This window comes from Nocardia sp. Tas62D01 (genome assembly GCF_055232035.1).
On record NZ_JBUYUZ010000001.1, the window covers coordinates 577,363 to 597,159 of the forward strand.

The 19,797-nt window shown below is 67.8% G+C and carries 14 protein-coding genes and 1 pseudogene; 9 read left to right on the forward strand and 6 right to left on the reverse strand.

Annotation, left to right across the window (positions count from 1 at the left end; all coding sequences use genetic code 11):
• Window positions 1-19: 19 nt before the first annotated feature.
• Window positions 20-1,174, forward strand: a complete 1,155-nt coding sequence (locus tag ACV7NQ_RS02910) for a glycosyltransferase family 2 protein (RefSeq protein ID WP_463358177.1) — start codon at window positions 20-22, stop codon at window positions 1,172-1,174.
• Window positions 1,175-1,294: 120 nt separating this feature from the next.
• Here the strand turns inward: ACV7NQ_RS02910 and ACV7NQ_RS02915 are convergent, their stop codons facing one another.
• Window positions 1,295-2,026 (reverse strand): hypothetical protein, encoded by a 732-nt coding sequence (locus ACV7NQ_RS02915; RefSeq protein ID WP_463358178.1) that lies wholly within the window; start codon window positions 2,024-2,026, stop codon window positions 1,295-1,297.
• 839 nt (window positions 2,027-2,865) lie between these two features.
• On the opposite strand from ACV7NQ_RS02915, the gene ACV7NQ_RS02920 reads away from it, so the two are divergent.
• Together ACV7NQ_RS02920 and ACV7NQ_RS02925 are read left to right on the forward strand one after the other, a co-directional pair.
• Window positions 2,866-3,672, forward strand: a complete 807-nt coding sequence (locus tag ACV7NQ_RS02920) for a DUF1684 domain-containing protein (protein ID WP_463358179.1) — start codon at window positions 2,866-2,868, stop codon at window positions 3,670-3,672.
• Window positions 3,669-4,801: pseudogene (locus ACV7NQ_RS02925) on the forward strand (LLM class flavin-dependent oxidoreductase). The gene ACV7NQ_RS02920 and the pseudogene ACV7NQ_RS02925 overlap by 4 nt, the downstream one beginning before the upstream one ends.
• A gap of 286 nt (window positions 4,802-5,087) precedes the next feature.
• On the opposite strand, the gene ACV7NQ_RS02930 reads toward ACV7NQ_RS02925, so the two are convergent.
• A complete protein-coding gene (locus tag ACV7NQ_RS02930; RefSeq protein WP_463358180.1) occupies window positions 5,088-6,089 on the reverse strand; it encodes a methylenetetrahydrofolate reductase in 1,002 nt (333 codons plus the stop codon).
• Window positions 6,090-6,321: 232 nt separating this feature from the next.
• Between ACV7NQ_RS02930 and ACV7NQ_RS02935 the strand changes: the two genes are divergently transcribed.
• The 4 genes from ACV7NQ_RS02935 (at window position 6,322) to ACV7NQ_RS02950 (ending at window position 11,899) form a co-directional block, all read left to right on the forward strand.
• Window positions 6,322-7,548, forward strand: coding sequence for a polyprenyl synthetase family protein (locus ACV7NQ_RS02935; protein ID WP_463358181.1), 1,227 nt, complete (start codon window positions 6,322-6,324; stop codon window positions 7,546-7,548).
• A gap of 1 nt (window position 7,549) precedes the next feature.
• The gene (crtI, locus tag ACV7NQ_RS02940; RefSeq protein ID WP_463358182.1) at window positions 7,550-9,118 is read left to right on the forward strand and encodes a phytoene desaturase family protein; all 1,569 of its coding nucleotides are present in this window, start codon (window positions 7,550-7,552) and stop codon (window positions 9,116-9,118) included.
• Between the two features lie 226 nt (window positions 9,119-9,344).
• Window positions 9,345-10,922: an alpha-(1->6)-mannopyranosyltransferase A gene (locus ACV7NQ_RS02945; RefSeq protein WP_463365514.1), complete on the forward strand. Its 1,578-nt coding sequence runs from the start codon at window positions 9,345-9,347 to the stop codon at window positions 10,920-10,922.
• Window positions 10,919-11,899, forward strand: a complete 981-nt coding sequence (locus ACV7NQ_RS02950) for a phytoene/squalene synthase family protein (RefSeq protein WP_463358183.1) — start codon at window positions 10,919-10,921, stop codon at window positions 11,897-11,899. The genes ACV7NQ_RS02945 and ACV7NQ_RS02950 overlap by 4 nt, the downstream gene beginning before the upstream one ends.
• A 254-nt stretch (window positions 11,900-12,153) precedes the next feature.
• Here the strand turns inward: ACV7NQ_RS02950 and ACV7NQ_RS02955 are convergent, their stop codons facing one another.
• Window positions 12,154-12,522 (reverse strand): Rv2175c family DNA-binding protein, encoded by a 369-nt coding sequence (locus ACV7NQ_RS02955; protein WP_463358184.1) that lies wholly within the window; start codon window positions 12,520-12,522, stop codon window positions 12,154-12,156.
• A 150-nt stretch (window positions 12,523-12,672) separates the two neighbouring features.
• On the opposite strand from ACV7NQ_RS02955, the gene pknB reads away from it, so the two are divergent.
• Window positions 12,673-14,652 (forward strand): Stk1 family PASTA domain-containing Ser/Thr kinase, encoded by a 1,980-nt coding sequence (gene pknB, locus ACV7NQ_RS02960; RefSeq protein ID WP_463358185.1) that lies wholly within the window; start codon window positions 12,673-12,675, stop codon window positions 14,650-14,652.
• A gap of 137 nt (window positions 14,653-14,789) precedes the next feature.
• Here pknB and ACV7NQ_RS02965 read toward each other — a convergent pair whose 3' ends face one another.
• Complete coding sequence (locus ACV7NQ_RS02965; RefSeq protein WP_463358186.1) at window positions 14,790-16,175, reverse strand: class II 3-deoxy-7-phosphoheptulonate synthase; 1,386 nt, start codon at window positions 16,173-16,175, stop codon at window positions 14,790-14,792.
• A 149-nt stretch (window positions 16,176-16,324) separates the two neighbouring features.
• Between ACV7NQ_RS02965 and ACV7NQ_RS02970 the strand changes: the two genes are divergently transcribed.
• Window positions 16,325-16,813 (forward strand): polyadenylate-specific 3'-exoribonuclease AS, encoded by a 489-nt coding sequence (locus tag ACV7NQ_RS02970; protein WP_463365515.1) that lies wholly within the window; start codon window positions 16,325-16,327, stop codon window positions 16,811-16,813.
• Between the two features lie 70 nt (window positions 16,814-16,883).
• Here the strand turns inward: ACV7NQ_RS02970 and qcrB are convergent, their stop codons facing one another.
• The gene (qcrB, locus tag ACV7NQ_RS02975; RefSeq protein WP_463358187.1) at window positions 16,884-18,509 is read right to left on the reverse strand and encodes a cytochrome bc1 complex cytochrome b subunit; all 1,626 of its coding nucleotides are present in this window, start codon (window positions 18,507-18,509) and stop codon (window positions 16,884-16,886) included.
• Window positions 18,506-19,780: a cytochrome bc1 complex Rieske iron-sulfur subunit gene (gene qcrA, locus ACV7NQ_RS02980; RefSeq protein ID WP_463365516.1), complete on the reverse strand. Its 1,275-nt coding sequence runs from the start codon at window positions 19,778-19,780 to the stop codon at window positions 18,506-18,508. The genes qcrB and qcrA overlap by 4 nt, the downstream gene beginning before the upstream one ends.
• Between the last annotated feature and the right edge of the window lie 17 nt (window positions 19,781-19,797).

Consider the following 19,797-nt stretch of genomic DNA (forward strand, 5'->3'; position numbering starts at 1 on the left):
TCGACATGATGCCGAAGCCGTGAATCTCCACACAGCCGCAACGACACTCACCCGTGCGGGCGCCGGTATCGCGCTGCTCGGTGCGGCGATCGCGCTGTACAACTGGACGACGATGCGTCGATTGCCCGATACGGCGGCGACGGCGATCGAGCCGATCACGGTCTGCGTTCCCGCGCGCAACGAAGCCACGCGACTGCCCGCGCTGATCGCGGATCTGCGGGCTCAGGTCGGCGTGCCACGGCTGCGGGTGCTGATCCTCGATGACGCTTCCACCGACGACACTGCCGCCGCCGCTACCGCCGCGATCGCGGGCGACGAACGGTGCACGGTGATCCGCAGCGATACCGAGCCGGATCCGGGGTGGACCGGCAAGGCCGCGGCCTGCGCCCGGTTGGCCGCGCTCGCGGATACACAGACGCTGGTATTCCTCGATGCCGATATCCGGTTGGCGCCCAATGCGGTCGCGGCGGCGGTGGCGCAATTGCACCGGCAGGGTGTCGCACTGCTGTCGCCCTGGCCTCGCCAACGGGCCGGTTCGGCGGCGGAAGCCGTGGTGCAACCGCTGCTGTGCTGGTCGTGGGCGTCCACACTGCCCATCTCGGTGGCCAACCGCAGCACCCGGCCTTCGACAGCGGTGGCATGCGGACAGTTTCTCGTCTTCGATGCCGAGGCATACCGCGCCATCGGCGGTCACGGTGCGGTGGCCGCCAGCGCCACCGAAGACCTGGATATCGCTCGCGCACTGCGCCGTTCCGGTTTCCGTACCGCACTGGTCGCCGCGGGCGGGCTGGCGGACACCCGAATGTACTGCGGCGCCGCGGAACTCGACGCGGGCTATACCCGTTGGCTGTGGTCCGCCTACGGTGGTTCCGCGGTCGGCGGCGCGGCAGTTGGAGCCGTTGCGGCACTGGGCTATTGTGCTCCGCCGCTGGCCGCAATTGTGGGCAGGGGCGCGGTCCGACGGGCCGGGCTGGTGGGCTACTGTGCCGCGGTAGCGGGGCGGATGTTGGCGCGCTCTATCGAGAGCGGCGGTACGGTCGCAGGGGCGGATGTCCTTGCGGCACTGGCTCATCCGGTGTCCATTGGGGCGTATCACCGGCTGCGGGTGCGATCCCGTCGGGCCCATCGGCGTGGTGAGTTGCGCTGGAAGGGTCGGGCGCTGTCTACGTGGTAAGCGCGGCGTGGACGCACAGCGGCGGGTGTCTCCGGTTGGACCAGGCCTGCACGGACACTTTCGCACCGCAATGGCGAATCTCGTCGATTTCCATCGAAAAGTGTCCGTGCAGGCCGCATCTCACCTAACCGACACAATGCCCACCGTCGGTAAAAAGAAACAGGAGCGCCCCCCGTTGTCGACAGTGCCGAAGACCGCTGCCAGCACGGTCCCCGAGCCCGTATCGACGGGGATCGCGCGGACACCGCCGACAGGAAGGGCGGCGGCGAAGAATTCTTGGACGGCGCGTTCGGCCAAGGGCCGGATCTCCGGGGGCATCTCCGGAGGCACCATGGCGCGGAAGACGTCCGACAGCGGGCCCATTGCGGTGGAGCCGCTGCGTCCGTTGCTCAGGTTCAACCACGCGACCCGCATGCCCGACACGGTCGAGGTGTCCGGCGCCACGCCGTAGGGCACGAACGTGAACAGGGTCTGGCCGGCCTTGACGGCGGACAGATCGAGGCCGGGGATCGGCACATTGGTCTTGGGCCACGGGCCGGGCACAGCGCCCGCGACCGCGGGAACCAGGCCGAGGGTGGTGGCGTTGGAGCAGAAGGCGGCGGCGGTCGGATAAAGGAACGGGTCCATGCCGAAGGCGCGTAGGGCGTCTATGGCCGATTGATACGCGCCGAATAGGTCATTGGGAGCCGCGGTTTGCGCCTGACCTAGGCGATCGCCCGCCGCGGCGGGGGCAGGGGCCACCGGGGCGGGGGCAGCCGGTGCACCGAAAGCGGCGGCCGGGACCGCGAACGCTAGTGCGGCCGAGCTGGTCGCGATGGCGGTAAACGTGGTCAGACGGCGCAAAACGGTCACAGAGACCTCCTCATCGTCGGCACGATCGAGGTCAGGGTACTCGGCAAATCCACGTATCAGGGCTTTTTTCGACTAGCAAATTCTCGGCGCGTCGCACGCGTCCAGCCGTGATTGCGGCGAGCCCCAACTCTGCCGATGAGACCGCTGGCCTCGAGAACCCGAACATGCTGAACAACAGCGGTCAGCGACGTCGACAGTCGCGTCGTCGTCTCTATCGGTGATGTAGTCGCGTCGGCCCTGCCGATGACGCAGTCGCATCGTCGCGGATAGTCCTCGGCGTGCGCTGGAGTATTCGACGGGAGGACGGCCATGGGACGGCGCGTGTGGGGTGGTGATTCGGGCGCAGACCGATGATATCGCGGCGGTTCCGCATGACGACCGTGGCAATGATCGCGGGGCGGGGGGTGTGGGGCAAGGGCTGAGCTCAGAGTGATTCCTAACCTTGTCCTGGGGTTGCCTTGATTTGCATGATGTTTCGGCCAGACCCTTATATCGGCCCGCGTTCGGCGCGGGCCGCACCAAGCGACCGAGAGACCTGGCTCGTCGACGTCGCAGCAACCCCCCGCCTCGTCGGGTGCGGGTGCTTCCGCCGGGAACGATGGAGGAACCGAAGTGATCATCGAACAGCGCATCAACCGTTGGGCCCGGCGGCATGTCAACCAGTGCCGGGTCACCTCCGCGAGTTGTCGGAGCTGACCTCGCTGCCAGATTGTGCACCTGTCGCTGGAACGCGGCAGTTTCCGCACCGAGTACATCGGCAGCACCCTGCGCGAACATCTCGGCCTGCCCCATCCCCACCAGAACCACCGCAGCACCGCACACGAAGGAGCCCGAGCGTCATGACCACCAGCACCACCACACTTTTCGAGACCGAGTGGGCTTCCTGGCAGCTCGCCAGAGAGGATCAGCTGCGCGACCCGCTCGGCTTCCTGAGCTTGACCGGAATCCATTGGCTCACCGACCAACCCGAGCGCCTGCCGGAAGTGCCCGGCACCTGGTGGGTCACCGACAACAAGGTGTTCATCACCGCCCAGCCCGCCGACCGGCTGGAGTATGACGGCGTCGGCATCGCGGGCGTGCAGATCATCGCCCCCGCCGAGGGCGCGCCGGGACTCAGTGTGCTGCACGAGAATCGGGTGCTCGAGGTGATCCGCCGCACCGGGCGCTACGCGGTGCGGGTGCACGATCCGGCCGCCGCGACACTGCTGAGCTTCGAGGGGATCCCGGCCTACGCGCCCGACCCGCGCTGGGTGATCGATGGCCGTTTCGAACCGTTCGACGCACCGTGCACCGTCACCACCGGCGCGGTCGTCGACGGCCTCGAACATCACCACACCGCCGCGGGCGCTATCGAATTCACCCTCGGCACCGTCACCGAACAGGTCATCGCCTTCGGTGAGCCGGACAGTCTGCGGATCCTGTTCACCGACGCCACCAGCGGCGTCACCACCTACCCGGCGGCCCGCTCGCTCGCGATGAGCGCACCGGATTCCGACGGTACGGTACGGCTCGACTTCAACCGCGCGTCCAATCTGCCCTGCGCCTTCACCGATTTCGCGACCTGCCCGCTGGCGCCCGCGGAGAACCGGTTGCGCGTGGCCATCGAAGCGGGAGAACAGCATCCACGGTTGGGACGGTCGGCGTGATCGCTCCACTATCGATCCTGGACCTGGCTCCGATCAGCGCCGGATCCACCGCACAACAGGCGCTGCGCAACACCATCGCGCGCAGCACGCCGAACAGTGGGGCTACCACCGGTATTAGCTGGCCGAACACCATTTCGTGTCAGTGGCCAGTTCCTCATCGATCACCCTCATCGGTCTGGTCGCGGCGGCCACCTCACGCATCCGGGTCGGGTCGGGTGCGGTGCAGGTGAGTCATCACACGTCCGCGTCGATCGTCGAGGCCTTCGGCACCATCGACGCCCTGTACCCGGGCCGACTCGATCTGGGGCTCGGCCGCTCCGGCCACCGCCGCGCCCAGTTCGGCGCACAACCCGAGCACCCGAAGAAGAGCCACCCGGTGATAGACACGGTGACCGGGCGCACCGAGATCCGCGAGTGCGTGGTCGTCCCGCCACCGTTCGATCCCGGCCGGATCGCCGATCGGTCGAAGTTCGTCGCCTCACTCGGCGCACTGCAGCAGGCGGGCGCCCGAGCACTGGACTTCGCCGATCAGGTTGACGAGGTGCGCGCACTGCTCAACGGCACCTATCGGAGTGCCGATGGTATTGCGCTGCACGCGGTTCCGGGCGAGGGCGCCCAGATCGAACTGTGGCTCTTCGGCAGCTCGGCCAGCGAAAGCGCCGAACTCGCCGGACAACTCGGCCTGCCCTTCGCCGCCGCCTACCACGTCGCGCCGGGCACCGCCCTGGACGCGGTCGAGGCCTACCGGGCGGCCTTCCGCCCGTCACCCCAACTGGCCGACCCCTATGTGGTGATCTCTGCGGACGTGGTCGTCGCCCAAGACGACGCGACCGCGCAACAACGGGCCTCGACCTACGGACAATGGGTACACAGCATCCGCAGCGGGGCAGGCGCCGCCGACTACCTCGACCCCGCCACCGCCACGCCACTGACGCCGGAGCAACAACGCCTGGTCGACGACCGCTTGGCCACCCAATTCGTCGGCGCCCCAACAACAGTCGCCGAACGTCTCGCCGCACTACAACGCGTGGCAGGCGCCGACGAACTCCTGATCACCAGCATCGCCCACAACCACACCGACAGTTTGGAATCCCACCGCCTCCTCGCCGAGGAATGGGGCTGTGTTTAATTTGCAGCGCCTGCGGCGCTGCGGGTTCGCGGCCCCGAAGGCCCGCGTCCGAGCGGCCGAGACTCGCGACTGCGTCGCATGCGCTTCGGCCACTCGGACGCGAGCCGGCCGCGAACGGCGCTCGTAAGACTCGCGCGTGGTGGGTGTTTGTGTAGGTAACCGTAGGCCCGAAGTACGCCACTGCGCGGTGCATCTGTCAGGAGCATGCAGGCCCACCAATCGTAGTGGCGACGGCCTGACGACTCGGTTGGCCGCGCTCTGGCGTCTCGGGCGTCTCGCTGTTGGGTCAGGCGCTGATCGGGGCTGCCGTCACTCCATAGCCGAGGTTGGTGAGGACCTCGCTGGTGGCCTTGGCGAAGTTGAGGGTGATGAAGTGCAGGCAGGGGGCGCCCTCATTGATCAGGCGGTTGCCCATTTCGGTGGCGATCTCGATGCCGACCGCACGGACGGCCGCCTGATTGCCGCCGGGATCGTCGCCGGCGGCCTTGTGCAGCCGGTCCATGACGGAGCTCGGCAGCGCCCGGCCGCAGAGTTCCTCGGCGCGGGCGACGGTGCGCAGCGAGGTGATCGGCATCAGCTCGGGGATGATCGGCTTGGCCGCCTCGATCGGGTCGAACGCGGCGACGCGGTCGCGCAGTCGCAGATAGTGCTCGACGTCGAAGAACATCTGGGTGATCGAATACTCAGCGCCCGCACGCAGTTTCGCGGCCAGGTACCGGGTATCGGTGTCCAGATCGGGCGAGCGGTGGTGGCCCTGCGGGAAGGACGCGACGCCCACGTGGAAGTCGCCGAGATCGCGCACGATGCGCACCAGTTCCTCGGCATAGGCGACGCCCTCGGGATGTTGGGTCCATGCGCCGAGCGGATCGCCCGGCGGGTCGCCGCGCAGCACCAGGATGTTCTTGATGCCGGAGTCGGCGTACGCGCCGACCAGTGAGCGCAGCTCGGCCACGCTGTGCTCGACGGCGGTCAGGTGCGCCACCGGCAGCAGCGTCGTCTCCTGGGCCAGCGCGCCGGTCACCCGCACGGTGCGATCGCGGGTGGAGCCGCCCGCACCGTAGGTCATCGAGACGAAGGCCGGATGCATCCGCTCGAACTGCCGCACCGCACGCCACAGCCGAGCCTCGGCGGCGGCGTCGCGCGGCGGGTTGAACTCGACCGAAAACGGCACCGCGCTGCCCGAATGGGTCCGCAAACTCTCCACAACCGACGGTGTTCCAGAGACGATCGGTGGTGCCGGAGACGGCCGGCCAGCGGTCGAGCGTCCCCGCACGTTATCGAAAGTCACCGGTCCAGTGTAGTGGTGGCCGGTCGCGACGCTGTCGGGTCGCTCACGCAGGTGTTGTCCGGGCAGTCGCCGGCGACGTTATGTCGAGCGACCCGCAAGCAGTCGCCAGCGACCGCGTATTCTGCGACGAGGCGGCACATCCGCCACCGCCGAGCGACACACAGAACTCGCTCGGCACCGAAACACTTGTAGCGTCCAGGGCGACCCGGCGCCGACCACCACCCGCACGACCTTGGAGGCTCCCCTGTCCGCCGGATCCGGTATCCAGACGCCTCGTGTCACGTCCTCCGACGCGGCCACATCGTCGGCCGCGTCCACCGGATCAGTTCCGGGTGACACGGCCGGTTACGACACTGCTCCGGAGACCGATTACGCAACGCTGAAGGCAGGGACGCCCGCGTTCGTCGACGCCGTCGAAGCGGCGCTCACCACCTTCTTCCGCACCCGGCGACCCATCGTGGAACCGCTGGGTTCGGTATTCGTACAAGCCGCGGATGCGCTCGAGCTGTTCGTACTGCGCGGCGGCAAACGAACCAGGCCCGCCTTCGCCTGGACCGGCTGGCTCGGCGCGGGCGGCGACCCGACGGGTCCCGACGCGGCCGCGGTCCTGAATGCCTGTGCCGCACTGGAATTGGTGCAGGCGTGCGCCCTGATCCACGATGACATCATCGATTCTTCGCGCACCCGGCGCCGCTTCCCCACCGTGCACGTCGATTTCGAGCAGCGCCACCGCGATCGCTGCTGGGCTGGCGACTCCGCACAGTTCGGCACCAGTGTCGCCATCCTCGTCGGTGACCTGGCGCTGGCCTGGGCCGATGACATGGTGCACGCCTCGGGCCTCGATCCCTCGGCCATCGCCCGGTTCGCGTCGGTCTGGGCGCTGATGCGCACCGAGGTGCTCGGGGGCCAGCTGCTCGACATCAACGGCGAGGCGGGCGGCGACGAATCCGTGGCCGCCGCGTTGCGGATCAACCGCTACAAAACCGCCGCCTACACCGTCGAACGCCCGCTGCATCTCGGCGCGGCCATCGCCGACGCCGACCCCGAGCTCGTCGAGGGCTACCGCACCTTCGGCACCGATATCGGCATCGCCTTCCAGCTCCGCGACGACCTGCTCGGCGTCTTCGGCGACCCGGCGGTCACCGGCAAACCCTCCGGCGACGACCTGCGCGAGGGCAAGCGCACCGTGCTGGTCGCCGAGGCCTTGCGGCGCGCCGACGCCACCGACCCGGCCGCCGCCGCCCTGCTGCGCACCAGCATCGGCACCAACCTCACAGCGGACCAAGTGGAACACCTGCGCGCCACCCTCACCGAACTCGGCGCCGCCGACAAAGTGGAACGCCGCATCGCCGACCTCACCGAACAGGCCCTGGCCGCCATCGAATCCAGTTCCGCCACCCCAGCGGCGAAAGAGCAGCTGCGTACCATCGCACTAGCCGCGACCAAGCGGGCGGCGTGAGATGAAAACCGTTGCGGGACCGACCGATCGCGTCGTGGTCGTAGGCGCGGGCCTCTCCGGTCTTGCCGCCGCGCTGTATCTCACCGGCGCCGGACGGACCGTGACGCTGCTGGAACGGGCCGACCATCCCGGCGGCCGGGTCGGGCACTATCGCGGGCCGGACTACGAGATCGATTCCGGCGCGACAGTATTGACGCTGCCGGAGCTGATCACCGACGCTCTCGCCGCGGTCGGACAGACCCCGGAATCCTGCACGCCGCCACTGCGTATCCATCAACTCGCGCCGAGCTACCACGCCAGGTTCGCCGATGGAGCCACCATCAGGGTGTTCGCCGACGCCGAGACGATGGCCGAAGAGGTGAGCGGGGTCTGCGGTCCCGAGGAGGCGCGTGGATACCGCCGGCTGCGGGCCTGGCTGACACGGATCTACCAGGCGGAGTTCGGCGAGTTCATGGACACGAACTTCGATTCGCCGCTGGATATGGTGCGCAAACCCGAGAAGCGGCGCGCGCTCGCGGACCTGGTGCGGCTCGGCGGGTTCGGCAGGCTCGGCCCGCGGGTCGGCCGGTTCCTGCACGATCCCAGGCTCGCCCGGCTGTTCACCTTTCAGGCGCTCTACGCGGGCATGCCGCCCGCCGAGGCGCTGGCCGTGTACGGCGCGATACCGCACATGGACACCTCGCTGGGCGTGTACTTCCCCGAGGGCGGCATGCGTGCCATCGCCGTCGCCTTGGCCGACGCGTTCACCGCGGCGGGCGGCACTTTGGCGCTGAGCACCGAGGTCACCGCGATCGACTATGCGGGCAGGCGAGCGCGGCGGGTTCGAACCGCCGATGGCCGGACCTTCGACTGCGACGCCTTGGTGCTCAGTACCGACCTCGGCTCGATCGAACGTTTCGGCGTGCGCCCGCGCAGGCTGCGAGCAGCGCCCTCGGCCGTCGTCGCGCACGGCACGGTGCCCGCCGAGATCGCCGCCACCTGGCCGGTGCAGTCGCACCACACCATCGACTTCGGGCACGCGTGGAACCAGACGTTCGCCGAGATCACCGCCCGGCGCGGCAGGGGCAAGCTGATGGGCGATCCGTCGCTGCTGCTGACCAGGCCCGCGCTCACCGACCCGACCCTCTACATCGATCGACTAGATCGACGGCACGAACCGTTCTCGCTGCTGGCCCCCTGCCCGAACCTCGATTCCGCGCCCCTGGACTGGAATCGACTCGGCCCGTCCTACCTCCGCGAACTGCTCGACGTGTTGGAATCACGCGGCTATCACGGCATTGCCGAACACTTCACGGTCGATCGCTTGGACACCCCGTACACCTGGCGCGACCAAGGCATGTTGGCCGGAACACCGTTCTCCGCGGCGCACCTGTTCCGGCAAACCGGACCATTCCGTCCACGCAATTTTCCACGCTCCAGCGACAACGTAGTTATCGCGGGTTGCGGCACCACTCCGGGTGTGGGAGTGCCCACCACCTTGCTGTCCGGAAAACTGGCGGCAAACCGGATCACCGGTGCTGGGGATGAAACCCCACGCTCCACCGGGATAGTGTTCCCTGCAAACCTCTAAACTCAACGCCGACCTATTCGCTCGCGGCTGCGACCGCCGATCTCTCCGGGGGGACCGACACCACATGCCACCCCCCGAAACCAGCGCCGCAACCGCCACCGAGGACCTGATCATCGAGACCCACGCGAGCCTCGCGGACCGCACATCGAGCGCGCCGGAGCACCAGCGCGACGCGACCGAGCCCACCGTCCCCGTCGCGGCGCCCGTGCACGGATTCCGGTGGGGGATGCGGACCTCCGCCGATTTCCTACGCAGCCCCGAGGGGCACTCCGCGCTGCTCGGGTTCTTCGGCGCGGTGATGATCACCTTCGGCGGGTTCGGCGCGGGCAGCGTTCGCAAACGCGATCCGCTGCTCGAGGCGATGCATCTGTCCTGGCTGCGATTCGGCCACGGCTACGCGCTGTCGACCATGGTCATCTGGGTCGGCGTGCTGCTGATGATCACCGCGTGGGTCCGGCTCGGCCGGACCACGATTGGCTTCGGCGATCGGTCGGACGCGGGCGTCACGCTCAACGAGCTACGCGCGATCGTCGGCATCTGGATCTTTCCGCTGCTGTTCGCCGCGCCGATGTTCAGCCGCGATGCCTACTCCTACCTGGCCCAGGGCGCGCTGCTACGCGACGGATTCGACCCGTATCAGGTCGGCCCGGTCGCGAATCCCGGTGTGCTGCTTGACAACGTGAGCCCCGTGTGGACCACTACGACGGCGCCATACGGTCCGGTCTTCCTGCTACTCGGCCGCGCGATCACCACCATCACCGGCGACAACGTGGTGGCCGGGACGATCGCGCTGCGGCTGGTCATGCTGCCCGGCCTGGTGCTGATGATGTGGGCGGTGCCGTATCTGACCAAGCATCTCGGCGGCAAGCCGACGGTCGCGCTGTGGCTGGCCGTGCTCAATCCTCTCGTGCTGATCCACCTCATCGGTGGCGTGCACAACGAGATGCTGATGGTCGGCCTGATGTGCGCGGGCATCGCGCTGGTGTTGGAACGCCATCATGTGTCGGGCATCGTGGTCGTCGCGATCGGTGTGGCCATCAAGGCGACCGCAGGCATCGCGCTGCCGTTCCTGGTGTGGATCTGGATGTTGCACGAGAAGGAACGCCGGGCACTGCAGCGCGCCGCGGAGTCACCTGGCGCCACCCAAGCGCTCGAGGGCGAGCCCGATGCCGCGCGGCCCAGCGAGGAAATGCCGCATCCCGCAGTGATGTTCGCCAAGATCGCCGGGCTCGGGCTGAGCGTGTTCGCAGTGGTCTTCGTGGCCGCCTCAGCCGCCGCGGGAGTGGGCATCGGCTGGCTGACCGCGCTGTCGGGCTCGAAGAAGATCATCAACTGGCTGTCGCTGCCGACGATCATGGCGCACGCGACCACCTGGGTGACCCCGTGGCGCATGGATCCGGTGCTCGGCGTGACCAGGACGATCTGCGCGGTGGCGCTGGTCGCGGTGCTGGTGTGGACCTGGTGGCGGTTCCGGCACAGCGAGCGCGAGGCGGTGCTCGGCATCCTCATCGCGTTCGTCGCGATCGTCATCCTGTCTCCAGCCGCGCTGCCCTGGTACTACTCCTGGCCGCTGGCGCTGGCCGCCGGATTCGCGCTGTCCACCACCACGCTGATGGTGCTGGTCGGTCTGTGTACCTGGCTGATGCTGGTGTTCCAGCCGGACGGTTCGATCGGGCTCTACAACTTCTGGCACGTGGCCGCCGCGACCTTCGCCGCCGTGGTGGCGGCGATGTCGCTGCGGAAGGTGGACCCGCTGCGCTTGCGGGCCACCCCGACGGATCCGGCGCCGTCACCACGGCGATGACGGGCACCGAGCCGACCGACGCCGAACTATCCGGCGCCTTCCGCGCATGCAAGCAGATCGCCGCGACGCACGGGCGGACCTACTTCCTGGCGACCCGCCTGCTATCGGCCGAGCGAAGACCAGCGGTGCACGCGCTGTACGCGTTCGCCAGGATGGTCGACGACATCGTCGATCACGCCGAGGGGCTCGACCTCGCGGACACCCCCGATCCGGTGGCCGTCGCCTATCGCGTCCAGGACTGCGCCGAACTGCTGGACCGGATCGAGAAGCAGCTACGCAGCCAACTGGACGGTAATCCGCTCCCGGAGCGAATCGGCGACCAACGCCGCCGGGTGCTGGTCGCGCTCACCGCCACCATCGACCGCTATGCCATTGCGCCCCAGCACTTCTGGACGTTCATGGACGCGATGCGAATGGACATCCTCGGCACCCCGCAATACCGCAACCGCTACGCCACGATGGCCGAACTGCGCGACTACATGCGCGGCTCGGCGGCGGCGATCGGATTGCAGCTACTGCCGGTCCTCGGCGCCGTCGTACCCGTGGCCGAGGCCGAAACCGCGGCCGGCGCCCTCGGCGAGGCGTTCCAGCTCACCAATTTCCTGCGCGATGTCGCCGAGGATCTCGATCGCGGACGCGTGTACCTCCCCGCCGACGAACTCGCCGCCTTCGGCGTCGACCACGATCTGCTCGCGCACTGCCACCGCACCGGCCACACCGATCAGCGGGTCCGCCGCGCGCTGGCCCACCTCATCGCGATCAACCGCGACATCTATCGCACCGCCAACCCCGGCATCGACCTACTCGAACCGCGCGTCCGCCCGGCCATCCGCACCGCGAGCACCCTCTACGCGGGCATCCTCGACCAGATCGAACAATCCGGCTACGCGGTCTTCCGGCATCGAGCAGTAGTCCCGGCACGCCGACGCCTCCGCGTGGCCGCCACCGAGTTCGCCAGTACTTTCCGACGCGTTTGACGGACCAAGCCCGGCGTGCACGGCGACGCGTTTGACGGACAAGCCCGGCGTGCACGGCAAGCCCCGATCAAAGCGGCGACCCGCAAACCCAACCGCCACGCGCTGTCTTACGAGCGCCGTTCGCGGCCCGGCTCGCGTCCGAGTGGCCGAAGCGCATGCGACGAAGTCGCGAGTCTCGGCCGCTCGGACGCGAGCCCAAGGGGGCCGCGAACACGCCGCGCCCGCGCGGCCAATAACTCAGAGCGGCCAATAACTCAGACAGGATCGGCCGCTGCGCGGCGGATGACCTCGCGCGCCAGCGGACCGTGCAGGGCATCGACGGGCCTGCCCGGCAGGGTGTCATCCTCGGTGAAGATCCATTCGAGGATCTCTTCGTCGGTGTATTTGGCGTCCTTCATCACGGTGATCAGGCCGGGCAGCGGCTTGACCACCGCGCCGGTATCGTCGAAGAACCGTTCGGGGACGCCTGCTACGCCGTCGCGGCGCACGGCGAGCAGTTGATGGTCACGCAACATCTGATGCACCCGGGTCACCACGAGCCCGAGCTTGTCGGCCACCTCAGGCAGTGGCAGCACGGCCGCGGACTCCGGAAGGACATCATCGCTGCAGGGAAATGCGCTCACCCGGAATACGGTAGACGGTCCGCCGCCGCACGTCGTGAGACACCCGGGCGGCATTCGCCGATTACCATCGAGGGGGCCGCACGGGGCGGTCGGTCGCTTGTCGCACTACCAGCGAGGGGTGAGAACTTTGTGAAAGCCGGAGGACATCACTTGATCGGGCAAATACTGGAAGGGCGCTACCGCATCGATGCGCCGATTGCTCGCGGTGGGATGTCGATGGTCTTCCGGGGCGTGGACACTCGCCTGGACCGCCCGGTCGCCATCAAGGTGATGGATCCCAAGTTCGCCGCCGATCCCCAGTTCCTGTCGCGATTCGAATTCGAGGCGCGCGCGGTCGCCAAGCTCAAGCATCCGTCACTGGTCGCGGTGTACGACCAGGGCGTCGACGGCGAATATCCGTTCCTCATCATGGAGCTGGTCGAGGGTGGCACGCTGCGCGAACTGCTGCGCGAACGCGGCCCGATGCCGCCGCACGCGGCGCGCGCGGTCGCCGAACCGGTGCTCGCCGCGATCGGCGTCGCGCATTTGGCGGGGCTGGTCCATCGCGATATCAAGCCGGAAAACGTGCTGATCTCGGATGCGGGTGAGGTGAAGATCGCCGATTTCGGCTTGGTGCGTGCCGTGGCGGCGGCCAACACCACCTCGGCGAGCGTGCTTCTCGGCACCGCCGCTTACCTGGCGCCCGAACAGGTCACCAGCGGCACCGCTGATTCGCGCAGCGATGTCTACGCGTTCGGTGTATTGATCTTCGAATTGCTCACCGGCCAAGTCCCGTTCACCGGTGACACCTCGTTGTCGGTGGCGTATCAGCGGATCGAGAAGGACGTCCCGAGCCCGAGTCAGTTCATCGCCGGGGTACCGCAGGAGTTCGACGACCTGATCGCCCGGGCGACCGCCCGTGAGCCTTCGCACCGTTTCGCCGACGCGAACGAAATGGTGGCGGCGCTGCACCAGATCGCGGTCGCGCTGAATCTGCCGCCGTACCGGGTGCCCGCGCCGAAGGAATCGGCCGAGCACCTGAGCGCAAGCTACCGGATCGCCACGCCGGACCACGCCCCGGCTCAGCAAGCCGCGGCGCACGCGGAACCGTATGCCCCGCAGCCGCTGCAGCACACCAGGGTCGTCACGGCCTCACGGCCGCGCTACGGCGACTACGGTCCGCAGGACGACTACAGCCCGCCCGAGAACTACGGGCCGCAGACCTCACACCTGCCGCAGAACTCCCCGTATCCGGAGTACGGCACCGAGCGCAACCGCGCGCGCCGCACGATGCTGCTGTGGGTGGCCGTGGTGGCGATTCTGACACTGTTGGTCGGAGTCGGCGGCTGGTGGCTCGGTATCGGACGCTTCTCCGCGGTCCCGCCGATCGCCGGACTGGACAAGGACCGCGCGGTCGCGGCCTTGTCCGATGCGGGCTTCAGCACCGATGTTAGACAGAAGGCCTCGGACACGATCCCGGTGGGCGCCGTGGTTGGCAGCGACCCGCCCGCCGGGGCCAAGGTCACCAAGGGATCGACCGTGGCCATGCTGGTATCCAGCGGTAAGCCCAAGGTGCCGGATGTGAAGCCCGGCGATGACCTCGCGAGGGTCAACCAGCTCATCCGCGACGCCGGACTACAACCGGTGGACTCCGGCGAAGTCGGTAGCTCCGCCCCGAAGGGCAGCCTCGCGAAGATCGATCCGGCGTCCGGCACCGTGCTGCCGATGAGCGCGCAGGTGAAGGTGTACCGCAGCAATGGGTCCAAGCCGGTCCGGCTGCCCGATGTGCGCGGACGCACTACCGCGGACGCCACCAAGTTGCTTACCGACGCCGGAATCATGGTGCACGACACCAGGATGCAGTTCGATCGCAGTATCGAGGCCGACAAGGTGATCGGCACCGAGCCAGCCGCGGGCACCACCGTCCAGTCGGGCGACGGTGTGACGTTGATCGTGTCCAATGCCATCCGGATGCCCAACGTGATCGGCCAGAGCGTCGGCGATGCTCGCGCCAAGCTGCAAGCCCTGGGCCTGCAGGTACAGGTACGTCAGCTGACCCCGTCCGACGGTTCGGTAGTGATCTCGCAGAGCGTCGGCCCCCAGGGCAATGTCGAATCCGGCACCACGATCACCATCGTCGCCCTCCCCTGAGCACCAGGAAACCCGGGTAGATCCGCACCGACCAGCCACGTGCGCAGCAGCCGGCCCGTGCCTGGTCCACAGACGTTCGACTGCTATTGCGGCGATCGAGATCAGCCGGGACTCGGCCCGGCTTGCTCGAACTCGGCTCAGCGCAGCATTTCGGCGACCAGGAACGCCAGTTCCAGCGACTGCTGGGTGTTCAGGCGCGGGTCGCAGGCGGTTTCGTAGCGGCCCGACAGGTCCAGGTCGGAGATGTCCTGCGCGCCGCCGAGGCATTCGGTGACGTCCTCACCGGTGAGTTCGATGTGCAGGCCGCCGGGATGGGTGCCCAGCGCGTGGTGCACCTCGAAGAAGCCCTGCACCTCATCGATGATCCGGTCGAAGTGGCGGGTCTTATAACCGGTGGACGCCTCGTGAGTGTTGCCATGCATGGGATCGCACTGCCAGATCACCTGGTGGCCGGTCGCCTGCACCTTCTCGATGATGGGCGGCAGCACGTCGCGGACCTTGCTGTTGCCCATCCGCGAGACGATGGTCAGTCGGCCCGGCTGATTGTTCGGGTCGAGCCGCTCGACGTATTCCACCGCCTGATCCGGCGTCGTGGTCGGGCCGATCTTCAGGCCGATCGGGTTGGCCAGTAGTTCCGCGAAGGCGATGTGCGCGCCGTCGAGCTGACGGGTGCGCTCGCCGATCCACAGGAAGTGCGCGGACAGGTCGTAGAGCACCGGCTCGCCCGCCGGGTTCTCGCCGAGGCGCAGCATGGCGCGTTCGTAGTCGAGCACCAGGGCCTCATGGCTGGCGTAGATGCGAGCCGACTGCAGGCTCGGGTCTTTCACCCGGCACGCGGTCATGAACGCGAGACCGCGGTCGATCTCCTCGGCCAGCGCCTCGTAGCGCGCGCCCGCGGGCGACTGGGCCACGAAGTCACGGTTCCAGTCGTGCACCTTGTGCAGATCCGCCATGCCCGCACCGGTCAGCGCGCGCACCAGGTTCATCGCGGCGCTGGCGTTGGCGTAGGCGCGCACCAGGCGCGACGGATCGTGCTCGCGCACCGCCGCCTCGGGTGCCAGCGAGTTCACCATGTCGCCGCGATAGGACTTGAGGCCGAGCGAATCCGTATCGGAGGAGCGCGGTTTGGCGTACTGCCCCGCGATGCGCGCCACCTTGACCACCGGGAGGCTGGCGCCGTAGGTGAGCACCACGGCCATCTGCAGCAGCGTCCGGATATTGCCACGGATGTGTGGCTCGGTGTTGTCGGCGAAGGTTTCCGCGCAGTCACCGCCCTGCATCAGGAACGCCTCACCGCGCGCGACCTCGGCGAGCTGCACCCGCAGGTCCTCCACCTCAGCGGGCATGCAGATCGGCGGCACGCTCTCCAGCACCGTACGCATATTCGCCGCCTGCACCGGATCCCACGACGGCTGCTGCAGCGCCGGGCGGGCAAGCGCGTCATCCAGCCGTCTGCGCAACTCCGCGGGCAGCGGCGGCAGTTCCGGCAGGCGATCGATGGGTACGTCGACGGTCCAGTTCACCAGTTCAGAATACGGACCGACCGGGTGGTGTAGATACCCGGTGGTAGGGCTTGAATCCGCACACCTAGGGTTGAATGTTCGAGCACACCGAGGGCGCGGCGGTCCAGCCGCCGACGCCGTACCGAACCGCCGAGGAGAGTCCGATCTCGTTGAGATATTTCTATGACTGCGAATTCATCGAGGATGGCGTCGTCATCGATCTGGTGTCCATCGGCGTCGTCTGCGAGGACGGCCGCGAATACTACGCGGTCTCAACGGAATTCGATCCCGATCGGGCGGGCCCCTGGGTACGCAAGAACGTGCTGCCGAAACTGCCGTCGCCGTCGTCGCGGGTGTGGCGCAGCCGCGAACAGATCCGCAAGGACCTCTACGACTTCCTGGTTCCGCGCCCGAGCGTGACGCCGGAGCTGTGGGCATGGGTCGGCGCTTACGACCACGTGGCACTGTGCCAGCTGTGGGGGTCGATGGTCGATCTGCCCAACACGCTGCCCCGCTACACCAACGAACTGCGCCAGCACTGGGACGCGCACGGCCGCCCCGAGCTGCCCCCGATCCCCCAGGACGCGCACGACGCGTTGGCCGACGCCCGGCACAACCTGGCGAAGTTCGAAGCCATCGAGGCGGCCCGGCGGCGCTGACCGATATGGCACGGCAAACGCGAAGACCCCGAGTCGGATTCGACTCGGGGTCTTCGTTTGTGGCTACAAGTCAGTGGTTTTGCTTGCCGTTCTGATCCTTCTCCTGAGCCTTCTGCAGCACGGCGAGTTGCTTGTGCTCCTCCGCGTGCTCGATCTCGAAGGCCTGCTCGCTTTCCTGCCACGGGTCCGGCCGCAGGAAGCTGCCGGTGCCGGGCTTGCCCGCCCAACCCAGCTTGCTCATCTTTTTGGGCACCGGGGCGCCCTGGTATTCCAGCGGGATCGGGTGGCCGTGGTCGTCGACCGGGCCGAGCGGCTGGTGCACCTCGATGTACTCACCGTGCGGCAGGCGCTTGATCACGCCGGTCTCGATGCCGTGCTCGAGCACCGCCCGGTCGCCGCGCTGCAGGCCGACGCAGAACCGGTAGGCGACGAAGTACGCGATCGGCGGCGCGATCAGCAGGCCGATGCGGCCCATCCAGGTCGTGGCGTTCAACGAGATGTCGAACTTGTAGGCGACGATGTCGTTGACGCACGACAGCGTCAGCACCATGTAGAACGCGATGGACATCGCACCGATCGCGGTGCGCACCGGCACGTCACGCGGACGCTGCAGCAGGTTGTGCATCGCGGTGTCCTTGGTGAGGCGCTTCTCGATCCACGGATAGAGGATCAGCACCGTGAAGACCAAGCCCATGATCAACGCGACCCAGAACACGGCCGGGACGGTGTAGCGACCCAGGTAGAGCTCCCACGGCGGCATGAGTCGGGCCAGGCCGTCGGTCCACATCATGTAGAAGTCCGGCTGCGACCCGGCGGAAACCTGGGAGGGGTTGTAGGGCCCCAGGTTCCAGATCGGGTTGATCTGCAGCACGCCACCCATGATGCCGACGATGCCGAGGGTGAAGGCGAAGAACGCACCCTGGTCGGCGGCGAACACCGGCACGATGCGGGCGCCGACCACATTATTCTCGGTGCGGCCGAGGCCGGGGAACTGGGTGTGCTTCTGATACCAGACCAGCGCCACGTGGGCGGCGATCAGCGCGAGGATGATGCCGGGGAACAGCAACACGTGCGCGATGTAGAGGCGCGGGATGATGAGGTCGCCGGGGAAGTCCCCACCGAAGATCAGCCAGTGCATCCAGGTGCCGACGATCGGGATACTCATCGTGATACCGCCGAACGCGGCCCGCAGGCCGGTACCGGACAGCAGGTCATCGGGCAGCGAGTAACCGAAGAAGCCCTCGAACATCGCCAGGATCAACAGCAGGCAGCCGATCACCCAGTTCGCCTCACGCGGCTTGCGGAACGCGCCGGTGAAGAAGATGCGGAATAGGTGCGCGATGATCGACGCCGCGAAAAGCAGGGCCGCCCAGTGATGGACCTGGCGAACGAACAGACCGCCGCGCACCTCGAAGGAGATGTCCAGCGCCGTCTCATAGGCCCGCGACATGGTCACGCCGCGCAGCGGCTGGTAGGCGCCGTTGTAGACGACCTCGGTCATCGACGGATCGAAGAACAACGTCAGATACACACCCGACAGCAGCAGGATGATGAAGCTGTAGAGCGCGATCTCACCGAGCAGGAACGACCAGTGGGTCGGGAAGACCTTGTTGATCGACCGCTTCGCGAATGCCGCGGCGCGATACCGCTCGTCCGCCGCATTGGCTTGGGCGGTCGCCTTGTCTGCAAAGCTCATGAACGACGCTCCCAGTAGGCCGGGCCGAGGGGCTCGATGAAGTCGCCATTGGCGACCAGGTAGCCCTCGGAGTTGACGGTGATCGGCAGTTGCGGCAGTGCGCGGGCGGCGGGACCGAAGACCGGCCTACCCCATTCGGTCGCGGAGAACTGCGACTGGTGGCAGGGGCACAGGATCTTGTTGGTCTGCTGCTCGAACAGCGAGGTGGGGCAGCCGAGGTGGGTGCAGATCTTCGAGTAGGCGAAGTAGTCGCCGAAGTTGAAGCTCTCCTGGCCCTTGCGCTTGATGGCCTTCTGCGCGTCTTCGGTGCGCAGACGAATCATCATGACGGCGTTGCGGATACCGCGCAGCGACTGCAGCGTCGCGTGCTCGTCACCGCGCCACTTTTCCTTCCACGGGAAGACGGTCTCCATCGCGCCCGCGTCCAGATCCTCGGGACGCACCAGCACGATGTCCTCCGGGCGACCGGTGTCGCGACGGATGTAGACGGTCTCGCCCGGGTAATCCGGGGTCCAGCCCGAGACCCACAGCGGCGACTTGTCGCCCTTGGCCCACGGGTTCTTGATCATGCCGCCGACGAAGACCAGCAGCGCGCCGATACCGAGCACACCGACACCGGCGCCGGCCGTGCGGGTGATCATCTTGCGGCGACCGAGCGTGGAGGTCTCCAGCGCGTCGCTGAGCTCGGCGACCAGGGTACGGCGCTCGACCTCGGGCGACTTGCCGTCGTGGCGGTCCTGGATGGACAGCTCGGCGGGGATGAACTTCTTGCGGATCAACACCACCGCGACTCCGATGACCAGCACCGCGATACCGAAGCTCAGACCGACCAGCGGGGTGAACAGCGAGTACAGACCGGCGCCGTCCTCGTTCTTGCCCTTGTACTGCCAGGGCCAGAACAGGTACACACCGACCAGCACCGCGGCCGCCAGGCCGGAGACCGCGAACCAGAACGACACCTGTCGCTCGGCCCGCTTCTCGGCACGGGTACCCGGGACCGGGAAGCGCTCGCGCCGGTAGGCGACAACGACGCCGTCACGCGCGGTGCCGAGCTTGACCAGCTCGTCCCGCGACATCGCGTCGAGCTCTTCCTCGGTCGGATCCAAGGTGCTGAGATCGGACCCTGCCCCGGCATGCTCGGACCCTGCCCCGGCATGCTCGGACCCTGCCCCGGCATGCTCGGACCCTGCTCCGGCTTGTTCGGACACGGCGGGACTCACCTCGTCCTTCGACAGCTCGGTGATGCCGTCGCCCTCATCGGGCCGACCCATGTCGTTTGGCTCCTTAT